Source organism: Mesorhizobium sp. M1142, from assembly GCF_040318565.1.
Lineage (GTDB): Bacteria > Pseudomonadota > Alphaproteobacteria > Rhizobiales > Rhizobiaceae > Mesorhizobium.
Window position 1 is genome coordinate 25125 of the sequence record NZ_JAMYMK010000011.1, and the last position, 20034, is coordinate 45158.

General features: G+C 62.5%; 20 protein-coding genes. All 20 read right to left on the bottom strand.

The window, feature by feature from the left end; genetic code table 11:
* Positions 1–424: 424 nt before the first annotated feature.
* The 20 genes from NKH42_RS18880 to NKH42_RS18975 all read right to left on the bottom strand — a co-directional run bounded on the left by NKH42_RS18880 (position 425) and on the right by NKH42_RS18975 (position 20033).
* Positions 425–709 (bottom strand): DUF1467 family protein, encoded by a 285-nt coding sequence (locus NKH42_RS18880; RefSeq protein WP_352688109.1) that lies wholly within the window; start codon positions 707–709, stop codon positions 425–427.
* Positions 706–1110, bottom strand: a complete 405-nt coding sequence (mce, locus tag NKH42_RS18885) for a methylmalonyl-CoA epimerase (protein ID WP_352477558.1) — start codon at positions 1108–1110, stop codon at positions 706–708. The genes NKH42_RS18880 and mce overlap by 4 nt, the downstream gene beginning before the upstream one ends.
* Positions 1111–1251: 141 nt before the next feature.
* Positions 1252–2922: a ribonuclease J gene (locus NKH42_RS18890; protein ID WP_352505705.1), complete on the bottom strand. Its 1671-nt coding sequence runs from the start codon at positions 2920–2922 to the stop codon at positions 1252–1254.
* Positions 2923–3056: 134 nt separating this feature from the next.
* The gene (locus NKH42_RS18895) at positions 3057–3878 is read right to left on the bottom strand and encodes a biotin--[acetyl-CoA-carboxylase] ligase (protein ID WP_352477556.1); all 822 of its coding nucleotides are present in this window, start codon (positions 3876–3878) and stop codon (positions 3057–3059) included.
* A gap of 4 nt (positions 3879–3882) precedes the next feature.
* A complete protein-coding gene (nuoN, locus tag NKH42_RS18900) occupies positions 3883–5319 on the bottom strand; it encodes an NADH-quinone oxidoreductase subunit NuoN (protein ID WP_352477554.1) in 1437 nt (478 codons plus the stop codon).
* Positions 5320–5336: 17 nt separating this feature from the next.
* On the bottom strand, positions 5337–6842 hold the full coding sequence (locus tag NKH42_RS18905) for an NADH-quinone oxidoreductase subunit M (RefSeq protein WP_352450009.1): 1506 nt from the start codon (positions 6840–6842) through the stop codon (positions 5337–5339).
* The gene (gene nuoL, locus NKH42_RS18910; protein ID WP_352505704.1) at positions 6842–8815 is read right to left on the bottom strand and encodes an NADH-quinone oxidoreductase subunit L; all 1974 of its coding nucleotides are present in this window, start codon (positions 8813–8815) and stop codon (positions 6842–6844) included. The genes NKH42_RS18905 and nuoL overlap by 1 nt, the downstream gene beginning before the upstream one ends.
* Positions 8816–8825: 10 nt before the next feature.
* On the bottom strand, positions 8826–9134 hold the full coding sequence (gene nuoK / locus NKH42_RS18915) for an NADH-quinone oxidoreductase subunit NuoK (protein ID WP_023676620.1): 309 nt from the start codon (positions 9132–9134) through the stop codon (positions 8826–8828).
* A gap of 1 nt (position 9135) precedes the next feature.
* Positions 9136–9756, bottom strand: coding sequence for an NADH-quinone oxidoreductase subunit J (locus NKH42_RS18920; protein WP_352505703.1), 621 nt, complete (start codon positions 9754–9756; stop codon positions 9136–9138).
* 230 nt (positions 9757–9986) lie between these two features.
* On the bottom strand, positions 9987–10478 hold the full coding sequence (gene nuoI, locus NKH42_RS18925; protein ID WP_023676622.1) for an NADH-quinone oxidoreductase subunit NuoI: 492 nt from the start codon (positions 10476–10478) through the stop codon (positions 9987–9989).
* A complete protein-coding gene (nuoH, locus tag NKH42_RS18930; protein WP_292663045.1) occupies positions 10478–11521 on the bottom strand; it encodes an NADH-quinone oxidoreductase subunit NuoH in 1044 nt (347 codons plus the stop codon). The genes nuoI and nuoH overlap by 1 nt, the downstream gene beginning before the upstream one ends.
* Positions 11522–11523: 2 nt before the next feature.
* A complete protein-coding gene (gene nuoG / locus NKH42_RS18935; RefSeq protein ID WP_352974350.1) occupies positions 11524–13605 on the bottom strand; it encodes an NADH-quinone oxidoreductase subunit NuoG in 2082 nt (693 codons plus the stop codon).
* 74 nt (positions 13606–13679) lie between these two features.
* Complete coding sequence (locus tag NKH42_RS18940) at positions 13680–14375, bottom strand: helix-hairpin-helix domain-containing protein (RefSeq protein ID WP_352505701.1); 696 nt, start codon at positions 14373–14375, stop codon at positions 13680–13682.
* A gap of 79 nt (positions 14376–14454) precedes the next feature.
* Entirely contained in the window at positions 14455–15759 is a 1305-nt protein-coding gene (nuoF, locus tag NKH42_RS18945) for an NADH-quinone oxidoreductase subunit NuoF (RefSeq protein ID WP_352505700.1), read from the bottom strand.
* 10 nt (positions 15760–15769) lie between these two features.
* On the bottom strand, positions 15770–16831 hold the full coding sequence (gene nuoE, locus NKH42_RS18950; RefSeq protein ID WP_352505699.1) for an NADH-quinone oxidoreductase subunit NuoE: 1062 nt from the start codon (positions 16829–16831) through the stop codon (positions 15770–15772).
* Entirely contained in the window at positions 16832–18022 is a 1191-nt protein-coding gene (locus NKH42_RS18955) for an NADH-quinone oxidoreductase subunit D (protein WP_254818103.1), read from the bottom strand.
* A gap of 66 nt (positions 18023–18088) precedes the next feature.
* Complete coding sequence (locus NKH42_RS18960) at positions 18089–18466, bottom strand: four helix bundle protein (protein ID WP_352505698.1); 378 nt, start codon at positions 18464–18466, stop codon at positions 18089–18091.
* 21 nt (positions 18467–18487) lie between these two features.
* Entirely contained in the window at positions 18488–19090 is a 603-nt protein-coding gene (locus tag NKH42_RS18965; RefSeq protein WP_352505697.1) for an NADH-quinone oxidoreductase subunit C, read from the bottom strand.
* Positions 19091–19095: 5 nt separating this feature from the next.
* Positions 19096–19677 (bottom strand): NuoB/complex I 20 kDa subunit family protein, encoded by a 582-nt coding sequence (locus NKH42_RS18970; RefSeq protein WP_023720749.1) that lies wholly within the window; start codon positions 19675–19677, stop codon positions 19096–19098.
* Positions 19668–20033, bottom strand: a complete 366-nt coding sequence (locus tag NKH42_RS18975) for an NADH-quinone oxidoreductase subunit A (protein ID WP_023720750.1) — start codon at positions 20031–20033, stop codon at positions 19668–19670. The genes NKH42_RS18970 and NKH42_RS18975 overlap by 10 nt, the downstream gene beginning before the upstream one ends.
* Position 20034: the final 1 nt, after the last annotated feature.

The window sequence follows — 20034 nt, forward strand, 5'->3', positions numbered from 1 at the left end:
GCTTGCTGGGCGTTTCGCAAGCAACGCCTGCCGTACTATTGTGCACTGCAGCACGAGATTGCCTGTTTCCGGGCAAAATTCTTCGTGACATTTTCACCCGCCTTAGGCTAGTGTGCCCACATAACCGAGAGGGTAGAGAAAAATCTGCCCTCCTACGCGGTCAAAGTCTTGGGAGGATGCGATCTAGGCGCGGTAACTCGCTGCCGCCGGACACCGGAAACAGATCGGACGCGTTTAAATTGCAAGGCCTCGCGCCTTGCATTTTTTTTGTGCAATCATTTGGTTAGCACGACAGATTACCAAACTACATGACGTTGCGTCAGCCCAAGCCCGCCCCGGGGCTTTACTTGGATTGACCGTGCTGGCTCAGCTTGATTTCAGGGCGTCGGCTAGGCTGGGATAGCCGGACACGGTAGGTAGCCGGCTAATGCGCTGGGCTCTGGTTGAAATCCGGCACGATATGCGGGATGTCATCGATGCCGAGGCCAAGCCCTCTCGTGATGCCGTAGAAGATAGCCATGAGGACCAGCGTGGCGATTGTCGTGCGCAGCGCCGCGCGCAGCATATGCGGTCCGCGCGGTGCGCTCGGAACCGTGCCAAGCGTCACGTCCCGGTCCTCGTCCTGTGTCCGCATGCTGAACGGCAGGACGGCGAACAACACCACCCACCATGTGGCGAAGAACAGGGCAACAAACGAAACCCAACTCATGCTTGCTCCAGTTCGACCAGCGTGCCGAAGAAATCCTTGGGGTGCAGAAACAATACCGGTTTGCCATGCGCGCCGGTCTTCGGCTTGCCGTCGCCCAGCACGCGCGCGCCGCTGGCCTTGAGACGGTCGCGCGCCGCAACAATGTCGTCCACCTCGTAGCAGAGATGGTGCATGCCGCCGGACGGATTCTTCTCGAGGAATGCGGCGATCGGCGAGGCTTCGCCGAGCGGCTCGAGCAACTCGATCCTGGTGTTGCCGACGTCGACGAACACCACCGTAACGCCATGCTCCGGCAGCGCCTGCGGCGCGGTTACGCGGGCGCCAAGCGTATCGCGATAGACCGCCGCAGCCGCGGCCAGATCCGGCACCGCAAGCGCGACATGGTTGAGACGTCCGAGCATAGGGTACTCCCGGGTTAAGGGAGTAGGGGAGTAAGGCAGTAGGGGAGTAGGGAAAAAAGGATCTAGAAGTGCAGACTGTTTGCGCTCCTACTTCCTGCTTCCCTACTCCCTTACTGCCTTACTGCCCTATTCCCTTGTTCGTCACCGCGTGACGAACACTGTCACCAGCGGCTTCTTGCCCCAGGCTTCGTTGGCCGCGCCGCGCACCGCGCGCCGCACCGCCTCCTGGACCAGGTCGAGGTCTTTTCGGCGCTGGCGGGGGATGGAGTCCACGGCGCCGATTGCCGCATCGATCATCAGGTCTTCCAGGCTCTCGCCGCTGCGGTCGGCCTCGGCGACGCCGATGGCGACGAGATCGGGATCGCCGGCAAGCTCGTATTTGTCGTCGAGCACGACGTTGACGGCGACATGGCCGGCAAAGGACAGCTTGCGGCGGTCGCGAATGCCCATCGCCTGATCGCTGCCGATCAGCCTTCCGTCCTTGTAGATGCGGCCGAACGGAACCTGGTCGATGATGGCGGCAGCACCCGGATACAGCCTGAGCATGTCGCCGTCGCGCACCTGCGCCACCTGGCCGATGCCGGACGTCGACATCAGCGAGCCCTGCGCCACCAGATGCGCCGCCTCGCCATGAACGGGAACGCCGATCTGCGGCCGCACCCATTCATACATCTTGCGCAATTCGCTGCGGCGTGGATGGCCGGAGACATGCACCAGCGCATCGCCGTCCTCGATGATCTTGATGCCGAGATCGATCAGGCGGTTCTTGATTTCGAGGATCGCCTTCTCGTTGCCGGGAATGGTGCGCGAGGAAAACACCACCGTGTCGCCGGCCGTCAGCGCCACCGACTTCATCTCGTCGCGCGACAGCTTGGCAAGTGCGGCAAGCGGCTCGCCTTGGCTTCCGGTGCAGATGATGACGAGGTTTTCGCGCGGGATGAAGCCGTAATCCTCCTCGGCGATGAATTCCGGCAACCCGTCCATATAACCGAGTTCATCAGCCACATCGATGACGCGCTTCATCGAGCGGCCAAGCACCAGGCATTGGCGGCCGGCATCCCGCGCTGCCTTGGCGATCGAGACGATGCGGCCGACATTGGAGGAGAAGCTGCTGACGGCGACACGGCCCTTGGCATTCTGGATGACACCTTTGAGGCCCTCGCCCACCGCCACTTCCGACGGTGATTCCCCTTCCCGCAGCGCGTTGGTGGAATCGCAGATCAACGCCAGCACGCCCTTGTCGCCATAGGCACGGAAGCGTGCCTCGTCGGTCATCGGCCCCACCGTCGGCGCCGGATCGATCTTCCAGTCGCCGGTATGGATGACGACGCCGGCCGGCGTGGTGATCGCCAGCGACATCGGTTCGGGAATGGAGTGCGCGACGGGGATGGCCTCGATCTCGAACGGACCGACGGTGAATTTCTCGCCAGCCCGGTAGATCGTCACCGGGATCTTCGGCGCCCCTTGCTCGCCCTGCCGCTTGGCTTCCAGCAGGCCGGCGCCGAACGGCGTCATCCAGACCGGCGCCTTGAGCTTCGGCCAGATGTCGTGCAGCGCGCCGTAGTGGTCCTCATGTGCATGGGTAATGACGATGCCGCGCAGATTGGCGACATTCTCCTCGATGAAGCGGGTGTCGGGCAGTACCAGGTCGACGCCGGGCAGGGTTGCATCGGGAAAAGTAACGCCGACGTCGACGACGATCCATTCGCGCGCATTGGCCGGCCCATAGCCGTAGAGGGCGAAGTTCATGCCGATCTCGCCGACACCGCCGAGCGGCACGAAGACAAGTTCGGCATTTTCCGCTGTCGCCATGGTCTTTCCTTCCTTGCCGGTCAAATTGTGGGCCGGTCAAATTGTGGGCCGGTCAAAATTGTCGGCCAATCAAAATTGTCAGCCGGTCAAATTCAAGCTGGTCAAATACCTGGCCAGTCAAACGTATTGGCCAGTCAACCGACGGCCGATGCGACCGCGCCGAAATGCACGTCGCCGGCGGCGATCGTCAGAACCGAGCCTTCATCGTCGCGGATCACGAAACGGCAGTCTTCGTCAATGGTCTCGAAGGTGCCGCGCACCACATTACCGTCAATTCTGACAGCAACCTGCCCGCCAAGCCCCGCCGCACGCGCCAGCCAGCGCCGCCTGACGGCGGCAAGCCCACGCCCTTCGTTCCACAGCCGGGCATTCTCGCTCCATGCATCCGACAGCGCCAGAAACAGCGTCTCGGCATCGCAAGCAGACCCCAGCGCGTTGAGCGACGTCGCTGGATAGGGCAAATCATTAGGATAAGCCACCACATTGACGCCGATGCCAACAGCCACCGCCGAACGGTCGCCATCCAGCATCGCCGATTCCAGCAGGATGCCGGCGAGCTTAGCGCCCGAGGCAAGCACGTCGTTCGGCCATTTCAACTCGAAGCGGTTCTTGCCCTGGCTCGCACCATCGAGGCCGATCGCAATCCTGCCTTTCGGCACGACGGCGTCGAGCGCGTCGGCCAGCGCCAGTCCGGCAACGAAGCCGAGCGTCGCGGCAAGTCGAAGCTCGGTGTTGGTGATCACCAGCAGCGTCGCCGCCAGGTTGCCTTCGGGCGTCGCCCAGGCGCGGCCGCGGCGGCCACGTCCCGCTTCCTGCTTTTTTGAGACGACCCAGAGTTTGCCCGGATCGCCGGCCCGCGCGTGCTCCAGCGCCAACGCATTGGTGGAGCCGACCGTATCGTGCGCCTCGAGCCGGAACCCTTCCGAAGCCGCGGTTGGAGCCAGCCTGAACGTCATTCCGTTAGAAGAAGGTCTTGGCCGCGGCGGCTGCGTAGGTTCCGATCGGGCCGCCGATCAGCACGTAGAACAGCACGAAAGCGCCGCAGGCGCCGAGCACGACGCGCAGTTCGGTCGCCATCGGCACGAAGCCGCCGACCGGTTCGTCGAACCACATGATCTTGATGATGCGCAGATAATAATAGGCGCCCACCACAGAGGCCAGCACGCCGATGATCGCGAGCGCGTAGAGGTTGGCATTGATGGCGGCGAGGAACACGTACCATTTCCCCCAGAAGCCGGCGAGCGGCGGGATACCGGCCAGCGAGAACATCATGATGGTGAGGATCGTCGCCATGATCGGGTTGGTCGCCGACAGGCCGGCGAGATCGCTGATCTGCTCGACATTGCCCTCCTTGCGCCGCATGGCCAGGATGAAGGCGAAGGTGCCGAGCGTCATCACCAGATAGATCAGCATGTAGATGGCGACGCCGCGCACGCCGTCCTGGCTGTTGGCGGCAAGGCCGACCAGAGCATAACCCATATGACCGATGGAGGAATAGGCCATCAGCCGCTTGATGTTGGTCTGGCCGATGGCCGCGAATGCGCCGAGCGCCATCGAGGCGATCGAGATGAAGACGATGATCTGCTGCCAGTCGGCGGCGATCGGCTTGAAGGCGCCCATGGTGACGCGCACCATCAGCGCCATCGCCGCCATTTTGGGTGCCGCCGCCAGAAAGGCCGTCACCGGCGTCGGCGCGCCCTCATAGACGTCGGGCGTCCACATATGGAACGGCACCGCCGAGATCTTGAAGGCAAGGCCGGCCAGCACAAAGACCAGGCCGAAGACGAGGCCGAGCTGGCGCTCGCCGCCGCTGAGCGCCGCGGCGATCTCCTGGAAGCCGGTGTTGCCCGTGTAGCCGTAGACCAGCGAGATGCCGTAAAGCAGCATGCCCGACGACAGCGCGCCAAGGACGAAGTACTTCAGCCCGGCCTCGGTCGAGCGCAGATTATCGCGGTTGATCGCCGCCAGCACGTAGATCGCCAGCGACTGCAGCTCGAGGCCGAGATAGAGCCCGATCATGCCGTTGGCCGAGATCATCAGCATCATGCCGAGCGTGCAGAGCAGGATCAGCACCGGATATTCGAACTTGTCGAAACGCTCCGCCTGGGCAAAGCGAACCGACATGACCAGCGTCACCGCCGAGCCGACCAGCGCCAACATCTTCATGAAGCGGGCGAATGGGTCCTGGATGAAGGCTTCGCCATAGGCGTTGCCCTGCCCCGGGGAAAAGATCAGCCAGGCGCCGGCGATCACCAGCACGGCAACAGCAAGGCCGCTCACCGTGACGGCGGTGTTGGCGCGCGAATAGGCGCCGAGCATCAACAGCGCCAAGGCGCCGATGGCGAGGATCAGCTCTGGCGTCGAGAGCGACAGGCTGGAGAGAAGGTCCGGCGTCATGGTTCGCAAACCCCCAGTCAGTTCGCCGCCGCGGTCTGCGCGGCGCCGATGGATGCGGTGACATTGGTAACGAGCGCCTTGACCGATTCGGCCGTCGCGTCGAAGATCGGCGCCGGATAGACGCCAAAGAAGATGACCAGCGCGACCAGCGGATAGATGATCACCTTTTCGCGCGTCGACAGGTCGAGCAAACCTTTCAGGCTTTCTTTGGTCAGTGCGCCGAAGATCACCTTGCGGTAGAGCCAGAGCGCATAGGCCGCCGACAGTATGACGCCGGTGGCGGCGAAGAACGCCACCCAGGTGTTGACCCGGAACACGCCGAGCATGGTCAGGAACTCGCCGACGAAGCCGCTGGTGCCGGGCAGGCCGACATTGGCCATGGTGAAGATCATGAACACGGTTGCATATTTCGGCATGTTGTTGACCAACCCGCCATAGGCGTCGATGTCACGCGTGTGCATGCGGTCGTAGACGACGCCGACGCAGAGGAACAGCGCGCCGGAGACCAGGCCGTGCGACAGCATCTGGAAGATCGAGCCCTGGACGCCTTCCTGGTTCATCGCGAAGATGCCCATGGTAACGAAGCCCATGTGAGCGACCGACGAATAGGCGATCAGCTTCTTCATGTCCTCCTGCATCAGCGCCACCAGCGAGGTGTAGATGATGGCGACGACGGAAAGCGTGAAGATCAGCGGCGCGAACATTTCGGATGCGATCGGAAACATCGGCAGCGAAAAACGCAGGAAGCCGTACCCGCCCATCTTGAGCAGGATGGCGGCCAGGATCACCGAGCCGGCCGTCGGTGCTTCGACATGCGCGTCCGGCAGCCAGGTATGCACCGGCCACATCGGCATCTTCACCGCAAAGGACGCGAAGAAGGCAAGCCATAGCCAGGTCTGCATATTGGCCGGGAAATTATGCGTCAGAAGCGTCGGGATATCGGTGGTGCCGGACTGGAAGAACATCGCCATGATGGCGAGCAGCATCAGCACCGAGCCGGCCAGGGTGTAGAGGAAGAACTTGAACGAGGCATAGACGCGCCGCTTGCCGCCCCACACGCCGATGATGATGAACATCGGGATAAGGCCGGCTTCGAAGAAGACGTAGAACAAGACGATGTCGAGCGCACAGAACACGCCGATCATCAGCGTCTCGAGCAGCAGGAAGGCGATCATATAGGCTTTGACGCGCTTCTCGATCGATTCCCACGAGGCGAGAATGCAGAGCGGCATTAGGAAGGTGGTCAGGATGACGAACAGCATGGAGATGCCGTCTACGCCCATATGGTAGGAGATGCCGGAATCCAGCCAGGCAAACTTCTCGACGAACTGGAAGCCAGGTTGCGAATTGTCGAAGCCGGTCCAGATAAACAGCGAAATCACAAACGTGAACGCAGTCGTGAAAAGCGCGATGGCGCGGATGTTGCGGCGCGCGTTCTCGCTGTCATCACGCACGAAAAGGATGAGCAGCACACCAACCAGCGGCAGGAAGGTGACCAGCGATAGGATCGGCCAGGCGGTCATCAGAGCATCATCCAGGTGACGAGTGCGGCAACGCCGATCAGCATGGCGAAGGCATAGTGGTAGAGATAGCCGGTCTGCAGCTTGACGACCCGGTTGGTGACGTCGACGACGCGCGCCGAAATGCCGTCCGGCCCGAGTCCGTCGATGACGGTGCCGTCGCCGGTCTTCCACAGGAAGTGGCCGAGGCGCTTTGCCGGCCGCACGAACAGGAAGTCGTAGAGCTCGTCGAAATACCATTTGTTGAGCAGGAAGGCGTAGAGCAGGCGATGGTTGGCAGCGACGCTCCGAGGCATTTCCGGCGCGCGAACATAGAACTGCCAGGCTATCGCAAAGCCGATCAGCATGGCGATGAACGGCGACAACTCGACCCATAACGGCACTTCGTGGATTTCGTGCAGGATCTGGTTGTCCGGCAGCGTGAACAGCGACGCCTTCCAGAATTCGGCATAGCCCTCGCCGATGAAGGCGCCGTGGAAGATCACACCGGCGAGCAGCGCGCCAGCCGCCAGGATGAACAGCGGCACCAGCATGACCGGCGGCGATTCATGGACATGGTGCATGACCTCGTGGCTGGCCCGCGGCTCGCCGTGGAAGGTCATGAAGATCAGCCGCCAGGAGTAGAAGGAGGTGAAGCAGGCAGCAATGACCAGCAATATGAAGGCAAATGCGGCGACCGCATTGTGGCCGGCGAAGGCCGCTTCGATGATGGCGTCCTTGGAAAAGAAGCCGGCCGTGCCGATGATCGTTACCGGAATGCCGACACCGGTCAGCGCCAGCGTGCCGATCACCATCATCCAGTAAGTCGTCGGGATCAGCGTCCTTAGGCCACCCATTTTGCGCATGTCCTGCTCGTCGGAGACGGCGTGGATGACCGAGCCCGAGCCGAGGAACAGCAGCGCCTTGAAGAAGGCGTGGGTGAACAGATGGAAAATCGCCGCGCCATAGGCGCCGACGCCGAGCGCCACGAACATGTAGCCGAGCTGCGAACAGGTCGAATAGGCGATGACGCGCTTGATGTCGTTCTGGACAAGACCGACTGTCGCCGCGAAGAAGGCGGTGAAGGCGCCGATGAAGGTGACCACCGTCAGTGCCGAATGCGACAGCTCGAATAGCGGCGACAGCCGCGCCAGCATGAACACGCCTGCCGTCACCATGGTGGCGGCATGGATCAGTGCCGAGACCGGCGTCGGGCCCTCCATGGCATCCGGGAGCCAGGTGTGCAGCGGCACCTGCGCCGACTTGCCCATGGCGCCCATGAACAGGAGCAGGCAGACAACCGTCATCGCGGCCTGCTTATCAAGCGCATAGCCGAGGAAGGTCAGTACGGCCGCGCCTTGCGGCGCGCCTTCCGCCGGAATGAACGTCGCCGCATTGGCGAAGATGGTGCCGAGATTGACCGAGCCGAACAGCACGAACACGCCGAATATGCCGAGCGCAAAGCCGAAATCGCCGACGCGGTTGACGACGAAGGCCTTGATCGCAGCTGCATTGGCCGACGGCTTCTTGTACCAGAAGCCGATCAGCAGATAGGAGGCAAGGCCGACGCCTTCCCAGCCGAAGAACATCTGCACGAGGTTGTCGGCCGTCACCAGCATCAGCATGGCGAAGGTGAACAGCGACAGATAGGCGAAGAAGCGCGGCCGGTCCGGGTCGTGATGCATGTAGCCGATCGAGTAGATATGGACCAGCGCCGACACCGTATTGACGACGACCAGCATCACCACGGTCAGCGTATCGATCCGCAGCGCCCACGACGCTTCGAGGCCGCCTGACTGGATCCAGCGCAGTACCGGCACGGTGAACACCTCGCCGCCGCCGAAGCCGACCGAGAAGAAGGCAACCCACGACAGCACTGCCGCGATCACCAGGAAGCCGGAGGTGATGTATTCGGAAGCCTTGGCCCCCAGCGAAGTGCCGAACAGGCCGACGATCAGGAAGCCGAGCAGCGGAAGGAAGACGATGGCCTGATACATGGTGGTTCCGTCAACCCTTCATCATGTTCACGTCTTCGACCGCGATCGAGCCGCGGTTGCGGAAGAAGACGACGAGAATGGCAAGGCCGATCGCCGCTTCGGCCGCCGCGACCGTCAGCACGAACAGTGCGAACACCTGGCCGACCAAATCGCCGAGCGCCGCCGAAAAGGCGACGAAATTGATGTTGACCGCAAGCAGGATCAGCTCGATCGACATCAGGATGACGATGACGTTCCTGCGGTTCAGGAAGATGCCGAACACGCCGAGCGTGAACAGGATCGCCGATACGGTCAGGTAGTGCGCGATGCCGACGACCATTTCAGACTCCTTCGCCCGTCTTGACCTTGCGGATTTCCACTCCGGTTGCCGCCGTGCGGCCGACCTGGGCGGCGATCGACTGCCGCTTGACGCCCGGCTTATGGCGCAGCGTCAGCACGATGGCGCCGATCATGGCGACCAGCAGCACCAGGCCGGCGATCTGGAAGTAATAGAGGTAATCCGTATAGAGGATGTCGCCGAGCGCTGCCGTGTTCGAGCGCGCGGCCAGGTCCGGAATGGGCTTGGCGACCATCGCCGCCAGTTTCGGCGCGAATGTATAGCCGCCGAGCACCACGATCAGCTCCGCCGCCAGGATCAGCCCGACCAGCGCGCCGATCGGTGCATATTGCAGGGCGCCTTCCTTCATTTCGGCGAAGTCAACGTCGAGCATCATGACGACGAACAGGAACAGCACCAGCACGGCGCCGACATAGACGACGAGCAGGATCATCGCCAGGAACTCGGCGCCGGTCAGCATGAACAGGCCGGCGGCGTTGAAGAAGGTCAGGATCAGAAACAGCACAGAATGCACGGGATTGCGCGCCGAAATGACCATGAACGCCGATGCCACCGCGACAAAGGCGAAGAGGTAGAAAAAGGCCGCCTCTAGTCCACTCAGCATGGGTTCCCCCGGGTTTCCTGTCCAAACAGGACGTTCGTCCTGTTTTTTGCCACCGCCTCCGGTCGGCAAGTTGCGTGTTCCTATCGCATGTTCCGATCGGGTTGAAAGACCCGATCGAAAAGAAAACATGCGACACTCTTTCATTCCGGAGGATGATCTTGTCCGAAAAGTATGCAACTTTTCGGGATCATCCTCTGAACGAGGCCCTCGCCCCGTTCATGCATCAAATATCAGCGGTAAGGCGCATCCAGCGAGATGTTGCGCGCCAGCTCACGCTCCCAGCGGTCGCCATTGGCCAGAAGCCTGTCCTTGTCGTAATAAAGTTCCTCGCGCGTCTCCGTCGCGAACTCGAAATTCGGCCCCTCGACGATGGCGTCGACCGGGCAGGCTTCCTGGCAGAAGCCGCAATAGATGCATTTCACCATATCGATGTCGTAGCGCACGGTGCGCCGCGTGCCGTCATTGCGGCGTGGGCCGGCTTCGATGGTGATGGCCTGCGCCGGGCAGATCGCCTCGCACAATTTGCAGGCGATGCAGCGTTCCTCGCCGTTCGGATAACGGCGCAGCGCATGCTCGCCGCGGAAGCGCGGGCTGACCGGTCCCTTCTCATGCGGATAGTTGATCGTCTCCTTCGGCGCGAAGAACTGGCGCATCGACAGGAAGAAAGCGCTGACGAAATCCTGCAAAAGCAGTGACTTGGCGGCCTGGGATAATGCAGACATCAGGCAAACCCCGTGATCTTTAGGAAAGCGGCGGTGGCGACCACCATGAACAGCGAGATCGGTAGGAAGACCTTCCAGCCGAGCCGCATCAGCTGGTCGTAGCGATAGCGCGGCACGAACGCCTTCACCATCGAGAACATGAAGAACACCAGGCAGACCTTGAGCACGAACCAGATCAGCCCCGGCACCCAGGTGAACGGCGCGAAGTTGAAGGGCGGCAGCCAGCCGCCGAGGAACAGGATGGTGGCCAGCGCGCACATCAGGACCACGGCGACATATTCGCCGAGGAAGAACAGCAGGAACGGCGTCGACGAATATTCGACCATGTGGCCGGCGACGAGTTCCGATTCGGCTTCCACAAGGTCGAAGGGCGGCCGGTTGGTCTCGGCCAACGCCGAGATGAAGAAGACGATGAACATCGGGAACAGCGACAGCCAATGCCAGTCGAGGAAGGTGTTGGGCAGGCCGAGCCGCGTGCCCAGCCCGTCCTGCTGCGACAAGACGATGTCGGACAGGTTGAGCGAGCCGACGCAAAGCAGCACGGTGACGATGACGAAACCGATGGAGACTTCGTAGGACACCATCTGCGCCGCCGAGCGCAGCGCGCCAAGGAACGGGTATTTCGAATTGGACGCCCAGCCGCCCATGATCACGCCATAGACCTCGAGCGAGGAGATGGCGAAGACATAGAGGATGCCGACATTGACGTTGGCGATCGCCCAGCCCTCATTGACCGGGATCACCGCCCAGGCCGAGATCGCCAGCACCGCCGAGACCAAGGGCGCCAGCAGGAAAACGCCCTTGTTGGCGCCGGACGGGATCACCGGCTCCTTGAACACGAATTTCAGCAGATCGGCGAAGGCCTGCAGTGTGCCCCACGGGCCGACGACGTTCGGGCCGCGGCGCAATTGCACCGCCGCCCAGATCTTGCGGTCGGCATAAAGCACATAGGCGACGAAGATCAACAGAACGACGATCAGCACGACCGACTTCAAAAGGATCAGCAGCGCCGGCAGCACGTAGAAGGAGAAGAAAGTGTCCATGTCTACTCCGCCGCCTGCCTGAAGCCGTTTTTCGCCAAAGCCGAGCATTCGGCCATCACCGCGGAAGCCCGCGCGATCGGATTGGTCAGGTAGAAATCCTTGACCGGCGAGGTGAAGGTGCCCTTGTTCAGCCGACCGCCGAGCTTGGCAACCCTGGCGATGTCGGCCGGGTCGCCGGCCGCGACATGGTCGACGCGGGCAAGATGCGGGTATTGCGCATAGAGCTTTGCGCGCAGTTGCTGCAGCGAATCGAACGGCAGCTTCTTGCCGAGCACATCCGACAGTGCCCGAAGGATCGCCCAGTCCTCGCGCGCTTCGCCGGGCGCGAAGCCGGCACGGTTGGTCTGCTGCACGCGGCCTTCGGTGTTGACGAAGGTGCCCGACTTCTCGGTATAGGCGGCGCCCGGCAGGATGACGTTGGCGCGATGCGCGCCCTCGTCGCCATGCGTGCCGATATAGACGACGAAAGCGCCGCCGGTCTTGGCCATGTCGATTTCGTCGGCGCCGAGCAGGAACAGCACGTCGGTCTCGCCCAGCATGCCGGCGACATTCCTGCCGCCCTCGCCCGGTACGAAGCCGACATCGAGGCCGCCGACGCGTGCCGCGGCGGTGTGCAGCAGGGCAAAGCCGTTCCAATCGGCCCTAGCGGCGTTGACTGCGACGGCGAGCTTCGCCGCCTGGCCGAGCACGGCCGCGCCGTCCGGACGCGCCAGCGCACCCTGGCCGACGATGATCAGCGGATGCGTCGCCTTCTTTAGCAGATGGAAGAACTTGCCGTTGCCGTCGGCCAGATCCTTCAGCGATTCCGGTCCGGCGCCGAGCTGCTCGTAATCATAGCGCGTATCGCCGACATCGCCGATGACGCCGACCGGCAGATTGCCGGCCCGCCAGCGCTTGCGGATGCGGGCGTTGAGCAGGGATGCCTCGAAGCGCGGATTGGCGCCGATGATCAGCACCGCATCGGCCTGTTCGATGCCTTCGATGGTCGGGTTGAAGACATAGCTGGCCCGGCCGAGCGACGGATCGAGTGCGGCACCGTCCTGGCGGCAGTCGGTGTTCCTCGAGCCGAGCGAAGCCATCAGAAGCTTCAGCGCGTAGATCTCCTCGACGGCTGCGAGATCGCCGGCAATGGCGCCGATCTTTTCGGGTGCGGCATTCGACACCGCTTCCTTGATCGCGGCAAAAGCCTCCGCCCAGCTTGCCGGGGCCAGTCTGCCGTCCTTGAGCACATAGGGCCGGTCGAGGCGCTGCGTGCGCAGGCCGTCCCAGATAAAGCGGGTCTTGTCGGAAATCCACTCCTCGTTCACCGCCTCGTTGGTACGCGGCAGGATGCGCATCACTTCGCGGCCCCGGCTATCGACGCGGATCGCCGAGCCGACGGCGTCCATCACGTCGATGGACTCGGTCTTGGTCAGTTCCCAAGGCCGTGCCTGGAAGGCGTAGGGTTTGGAGGTCAGCGCACCGACCGGGCAAAGGTCGATGACATTGCCCTGCAGTTCCGAAGTCATTGCGCTTTCGAGATAGGTGGTGATCTCGGCATCCTCGCCGCGGCCGATCAGGCCGAGCTCGGATATGCCCGCAATCTCGGTGGTGAAGCGGACGCAGCGCGTGCAATGGATGCAGCGGTTCATGATCGTCTTGACCAGCGGCCCGATATACTTGTCTTCGACCGCCCGCTTGTTCTCGTGGTAGCGTGAGGAATCGACGCCGAACGCCATCGCCTGGTCCTGCAGGTCGCACTCGCCGCCCTGATCGCAGATCGGGCAGTCCAGCGGATGGTTGATCAGCAGGAATTCCATCACGCCTTCGCGGGCCTTCTTGACCATCGGCGTGTTGGTGAAGATTTCCGGCGGCTCGCCGTTCGGACCGGGGCGCAGGTCGCGCACGCCCATGGCGCAGGACGCCTGCGGCTTGGGCGGGCCGCCCTTCACCTCGATCAGGCACATGCGGCAATTGCCGGCGATCGACAGCCGCTCGTGGAAGCAGAAGCGCGGCACTTCCGCACCGGCGTCCTCGGCCGCCTGCAGCAGCGTGTAGTGGTCGGGTACAGTGATCTCTTTCCCGTCGACCTTGAGCTTTGCCATTTCGCCTCAAACCCCTGCGGACGTTCCGCAATCTTTCCTTCCGGGCGCAGCCGACACCGCGCACGGTATTGAATTCAATTTTTGGCCCCGGCCAATGCGGCCGCCTGACCGATCCAGCCGTCACGGCCGATACGGCCCTTCAACGACAGGTAATCTTCGACCCAGGCGATCTCTTGCGGCGTCCACGCGGCAATCTGGGCGTATGTCCAGATGCCAAGGCCGTTCAGCACCTTTTCCAGTTTCGGCCCGATGCCCGATATTGCCTTGAGGTCGGCGGGCACGGCTGGCCGGTCCATCGGCTTGGGCTGCTTGAAATCTTCCGGCATCAGCCCGGCCGACGCATCCGCTGCAACGGTGCTGGCATTCGCCACGCTCCGCGCCGCAGTGCTTGTTGCAATGTCGGTCACGTCATTAGCGAAGGACTGCGCCTCGGCAATCAGGGTTTTGGTGGCTGCGCGCGCCTTGGTCGAGGAGCTTTTGCCGGTCGCGGAAACGCGTTCGGTCCGGGCCTCGAAATCCTCGGTGACCGGCTGCCAAAGCCGCTGCGAGGTCTCGGCCACGCCTGAAAGCACGCCCATCCAGACGCCAAAGGCGTGGTTGGCAAGCCCGATGCCGAGTGCCGTCATCGCCGCCGCGCCGGCGACAGGATGCGCCAGGAGATTGACGGCGCTGGCCATCTCCTTCGGCATTGTCCTGGTCAGGTCCTGGTTCATCTTCAAGAACGGGTCCCCATCGGGCGTCAAATCGTCGGGTATCGAAAACAGCGACATAGGTGGTCTCCTGGTCGTTTCCGTCTGCCCCGCGCTCGTTTCCTCGTTTCGGGCATTCGCCCGCATTTTTTGAATTCTTCTATTCCGCCGCCGCCAGCACCGGTTCGGCGCGGTGTGCGTTGCGCGAGAACTCGTCGATGCGCCGCTCCACCTCGCCGCGGAAATGCCGCATCAGGCCCTGGATCGGCCATGCCGCCGCATCGCCCAGAGCGCAGATCGTGTGGCCCTCGACCTGCTTGGTCACGTCGAGCAGCATGTCGATCTCGCGCTTCTGCGCCTCGCCGCGCACCAGCCGTTCCATCACCCGCCACATCCAGCCCGTGCCCTCACGGCAGGGCGTGCACTGGCCGCAGCTCTCATGCTTGTAGAAGTAGGACAGCCGCGCGATCGCTTTCACGATATCGGTCGATTTGTCCATGACGATGACAGCCGCGGTGCCGAGGCCCGATTTCAGGTCGCGCAGCGCATCGAAATCCATCGGCGCGTCGATGATCTGCTCGGCCGGCACCAACGGCACCGAGGCGCCGCCCGGAATGACCGCCAGCAGATTGTCCCAGCCGCCGCGGATGCCGCCGCAATGCGTCTCGATCAGTTCGCGGAACGGGATCGACATCGCCTCTTCGACGGTGCACGGATTGTTGACGTGGCCGGAGATGCAGAACAGCTTGGTGCCGGCATTGTTGGGCCGGCCGAAGGACGAGAACCAGGCCGCACCGCGGCGCAGAATGGTTGGCGCCACGGCGATGGACTCGACGTTGTTGACCGTCGTCGGGCAGCCATAGAGGCCGACATTGGCCGGAAACGGCGGCTTCAGCCGCGGCTGGCCTTTCTTGCCTTCGAGGCTTTCGAGCAGCGCCGTTTCCTCGCCACAGATATAGGCGCCGGCGCCATGGTGCATGTAGATGTCGAAATCGTAGCCGGAGGTATTGTTCTTGCCGATCAGCTTGGCCGCATAGGCCTCGTCGATGGCGAGTTGCAGCGCCTCGCGCTCGCGGATGAACTCGCCGCGCACGTAGATGTAGGCGGCGACCGCGCCCATGGCGAAGCCGGCGATCAGGCAGCCCTCGACCAGCGTATGCGGATCGTGGCGCAATATATCGCGGTCCTTGCAGGTGCCGGGTTCGGACTCGTCGGCATTGACGACGAGATAACTCGGCCGGCCGTCGCTCTGCTTGGGCATGAACGACCATTTGAGCCCGGTCGGGAAGCCGGCGCCGCCGCGGCCGCGCAGGCCCGATGCCTTCATCTCGTTGACGATCCACTCGCGCCCCTTGGCGATGATGCCGGGCGTGTTGTCCCAGGCGCCGCGCGCCATGGCGCCGGCCAGCGACTTGTCGAAGCGGCCGTAGATGTTGTTGAAGATGCGGTCTCTGTCCTGAAGCATTGCTCGTTCCTCAGACCGGCTTCTTGCCGGTCGGCCGGCTCTTGTTTCCGGGCGACGGCTTGGCCGCTTCGGCGGCAGCCTTCGCTGGTTTAACCTTGGCCTCCGGCGCTTTGAAAGCAGACGCCGGCTCGGCCTTGTTCTTGGAGCCTTTGCGCTGTTTCGAGACGTCCTCGACCTGCGGCTCGGCCTTGTTGGCATTGGCGGCCGAATGCAGAGGCGCTGCAACGCTCGCCGCCTTCTCCGCCGTTGGCGCGACTTTTGTCGCCGACGGCGATTTCAGCGCCGGGCTGGTCTCGACCGCATCGGTCTTCGGCTTGCTGGCATTCGAGGGCGCAACTGGCGCCGGTGCAGGCGCGGCAGCAGGCGGAACCGGCGCTGCGGCGTAAGCCGCCGGCGCCGCTTCCTTGGCGGCCTTGGTCGCGGCCCTGGTTTCCCGGTCGCGGGTCGCCTTGAGGATCGCCTTTTCACTCTTAAGGGTCGTCAGGCCACTGGCCGGCTCGGAAGTGACGCGGCCGTTTTGCGGTCCCGGTTCCACCGTAGCGCCCTTGCCGGCGTCATAAAGGTCGATGATCTCGGCAAGCCGCTCCGGCGTCAAATCCTCATAGGTGTCCTTGAATATCATCACCATCGGCGCGTTGACGCAGGCGCCGAGGCACTCGACCTCCTCCCACGACAGCGTGCCTTTGTCGTTGGTGTGGAACTGGTCGTGATGGATCTTCGAGCGGCACACATCCATCAGCGCTTCCGAGCCGCGCAGCATGCAGGGTGTGGTGCCGCAGACCTGGATATGGGCGCGGCTGCCGACCGGATTGAGCTGGTATTGCGTATAGAAGGTGGCGACTTCCAGCCCTCTGATATAGGGCATGCCGAGCATGTCGGAGATCGCCTCGATCGCCGCCTTGGTCACCCAGCCTTCCTGCTCCTGCGCCAGCATGAGCAAGGGGATGATCGCGGATTGCTCTCGCCCCTTCGGATATTTCTTGATCCACTGCTTCGCCGCTGCCGCATTCGCCCGGTTGAAGGCAAAGGCGGCTGGCTGGAGGCTGGCTTCTGCGAGACGGCGGACTGACATTTAGCGATCGACCTCACCAAACACGATGTCGAGGGAGCCGAGAACCGCGGTGACGTCGGCCAGCATGTGGCCGCGGCACAAAAAGTCCATGGCTTGCAGATGCGCAAAGCCCGGCGCGCGCAGCTTGCAGCGGTAGGGCTTGTTGGTGCCGTCGGAGACGAGATAGACGCCGAACTCGCCCTTCGGCGCCTCGACCGCGGCATAGACCTCGCCGGCTGGAACGCGGTAGCCTTCGGTGTAGAGCTTGAAGTGATGGATCAGCGCTTCCATCGAGCGCTTCATCGCCGCGCGCTTCGGCGGCACCACCTTGCCGTCGAGGTTCGACACCGGCCCGCCGCCCTCCTTGCCGAGCAACAGGTCGACGCACTGGCGCATGATTTTCGCCGACTGCCGCATCTCTTCCATGCGCACCAGATAACGGTCGAAACAGTCGCCGTTCTTGCCGACCGGAATGTCGAAATCCAGCTCGGCATAGCATTCGTAGGGTTGCGATTTGCGCAGGTCCCACGGCGCACCCGAGCCGCGCACCATGACGCCGGAAAACCCCCAGGCCCAGGCGTCCGCCAGGGAGACAGTGGCAATGTCGACATTGCGCTGCTTGAAAATACGGTTGCCGGTCAAAAGCGCGTCGAGGTCGTCGATCGACTTCAGGAACGGGTCGATCCACTTGCCGATGTCCTCGATCAGCTTCTGCGGCAGGTCTTGATGCACACCGCCCGGCCGGAAATAGGCCGCATGCATGCGCGAGCCGCTGGCACGCTCATAGAACACCATCAGCTTTTCGCGCTCGACGAAGCCCCATAGCGGCGGCGTCAGTGCACCGACATCCATCGCCTGCGTCGTCACATTGAGGATGTGCGACATGATGCGGCCGATCTCAGAGTAGAGAACTCGAATAAGCTGCCCGCGCTTCGGCACCTCGATGCCGAGCAGCCGCTCGGCTGCGAGCGCGAAGGCATGTTCCTGGTTCATCGGCGCGCAATAATCGAGCCGGTCGAGATAAGGCACCGCCTGCAGATAAGTCTTGTGCTCGATCAGCTTTTCCGTGCCGCGGTGCAAAAGTCCGATATGCGGGTCGACGCGATCGACGACTTCGCCGTCGAGTTCAAGAACCAACCGCAAAACACCATGCGCTGCAGGGTGTTGCGGGCCAAAGTTGATATTGAAGTTGCGAACGGAGGTTTCAGCCATGGAGGCGCCTCTGGCGAAGAGTCAGTAGTGAGTAGTGAGTAGTGATCATCAACCTCAATGCCTGCTTCATTCCGCCTGCTTGGCCTGCACCGTCCGGATAAGAGATCTCGTCATTTTTCCAATCTCTTCGCATCGCAGTAGCAGTTCAATCTCATCGTCTTTTCGTAGCAGCCCAACCCGGCATGCCAGCAAAATGTGCGTTTCCAGTTCCTTCAACGAACCTTGCGCCATGCGCAAAAATTGAACGAACGAACCTCTGTTTTCTCGACCGTATCCCTCCGCGACGTTGGCTGCGATCGAAACCGCCGATCGGCGCATCTGCGAGGTCATGCCGTAGATCTCCTCCTTCGGAAACCCTTTACTGATGCGGTAACAATCTTCAGCAAGCACCATCGCCGATTGCCACACCTTCAGGTCGCGATAAGATTCGATCCTTTTTTCCAATTCCTACTCACTACTCACTACTCACTGTTTCGCCTTCTCGTCCCCCGGCAGAACATAATCCGTGCCTTCCCATGGGGACAGAAAATCGAAATTGCGGAATTCCTGCTTGAGCTCCACCGGCTCGTAGATGACGCGCTTGGCCTCGTCGTCGTAGCGCACCTCGACGAAGCCGGTCAGCGGAAAGTCCTTGCGCAGCGGATGGCCTTCGAAGCCGTAGTCGGTCAGAATCCGCCGCAGATCGGGATGACCCGAAAACAGCACGCCATAGAGATCGTAGGTTTCGCGCTCGAACCAGTCGGCGCCGGGATATATGCCGGTGATCGACGGCACCAGCGTCTCTTCGTCGGCCTGGACCTTGATGCGGATGCGGATATTCTGCCTCGGCGACAGCAAATGATAGACGACGTCGAAGCGCTTTGCCCGCGACGGATAATCGGCGCCGCAGACATCGATGATCGAGATGAACTGGCATTTCGGGTCGTCGCGCAGGAAGGTCACTGCCTCGATCAGGTCGCGCGGTTCGACCGAGATGGTGAGTTCGCCATAGGCAAACACCGCCTCGCCGATCCGGCCGGTCAGCTTCTCGCCCAGATAGGTCGAGAGGTCATTCAACGCCTGGGTCATGCCGCTCACCGTTCGATCGTGCCGGTGCGGCGGATCTTCTTCTGCAGGAGAAGGATGCCGTAGAGCAGCGCTTCGGCGCTCGGCGGGCAGCCGGGCACGTAGATGTCGACCGGCACGATGCGGTCGCAGCCGCGCACCACCGAATAGGAATAATGATAATAGCCGCCGCCATTGGCGCAGGAGCCCATCGAGATGACGTAGCGCGGCTCCGGCATCTGATCGTAGACCTTGCGCAGCGCCGGCGCCATCTTGTTGGTCAGCGTGCCGGCAACGATCATGATGTCGGACTGACGCGGAGACGCGCGCGGCGCGACACCGAACCTCTCGGAGTCATAGCGCGGCATCGAGGTATGGATCATCTCGACCGCGCAGCAGGCGAGACCGAAGGTCATGAACATCAGCGAGCCGCTGCGCGCCCAGGTGATCAGCGCCTCGGTCGAGGTGACGAGAAAGCCCTTGTCGGCGAGCTCGTTGTTGATCTCCAGGAAGAACGGATCATCCTCCCCCACCGGCCTGCCGGTGTTGGGGTCGATGAGGCCCTTGGGCTTCGGCGCGACGAGCGTGCCGGAACTGTCGTTCAATCCCATTCCAGCGCTCCTTTTTTCCATTCATAGGCAAAGCCGATGGTCAGCACCGCCAAAAACACCATCATCGACCAAAAACCGAGCATGCCGATCTGGCTGAACGACACCGCCCAAGGAAACAGGAAGGCTACCTCCAGATCGAAGATGATGAACAGGATCGACACCAAGTAGAAGCGGATGTCGAACTTCATGCGCGCATCGTCGAACGAGTTGAAGCCGCATTCATAGGCCGAAAGCTTTTCCGGATCGGGGTTGCGGTAGGCCACCAGGAAGGGTGCGGCAAGCAGCGCCAGCCCGACCACCAGCGCCACGCCGATGAACAGGACGATGGGCAGGTACGAACCTAAAAGTGCGTTCATG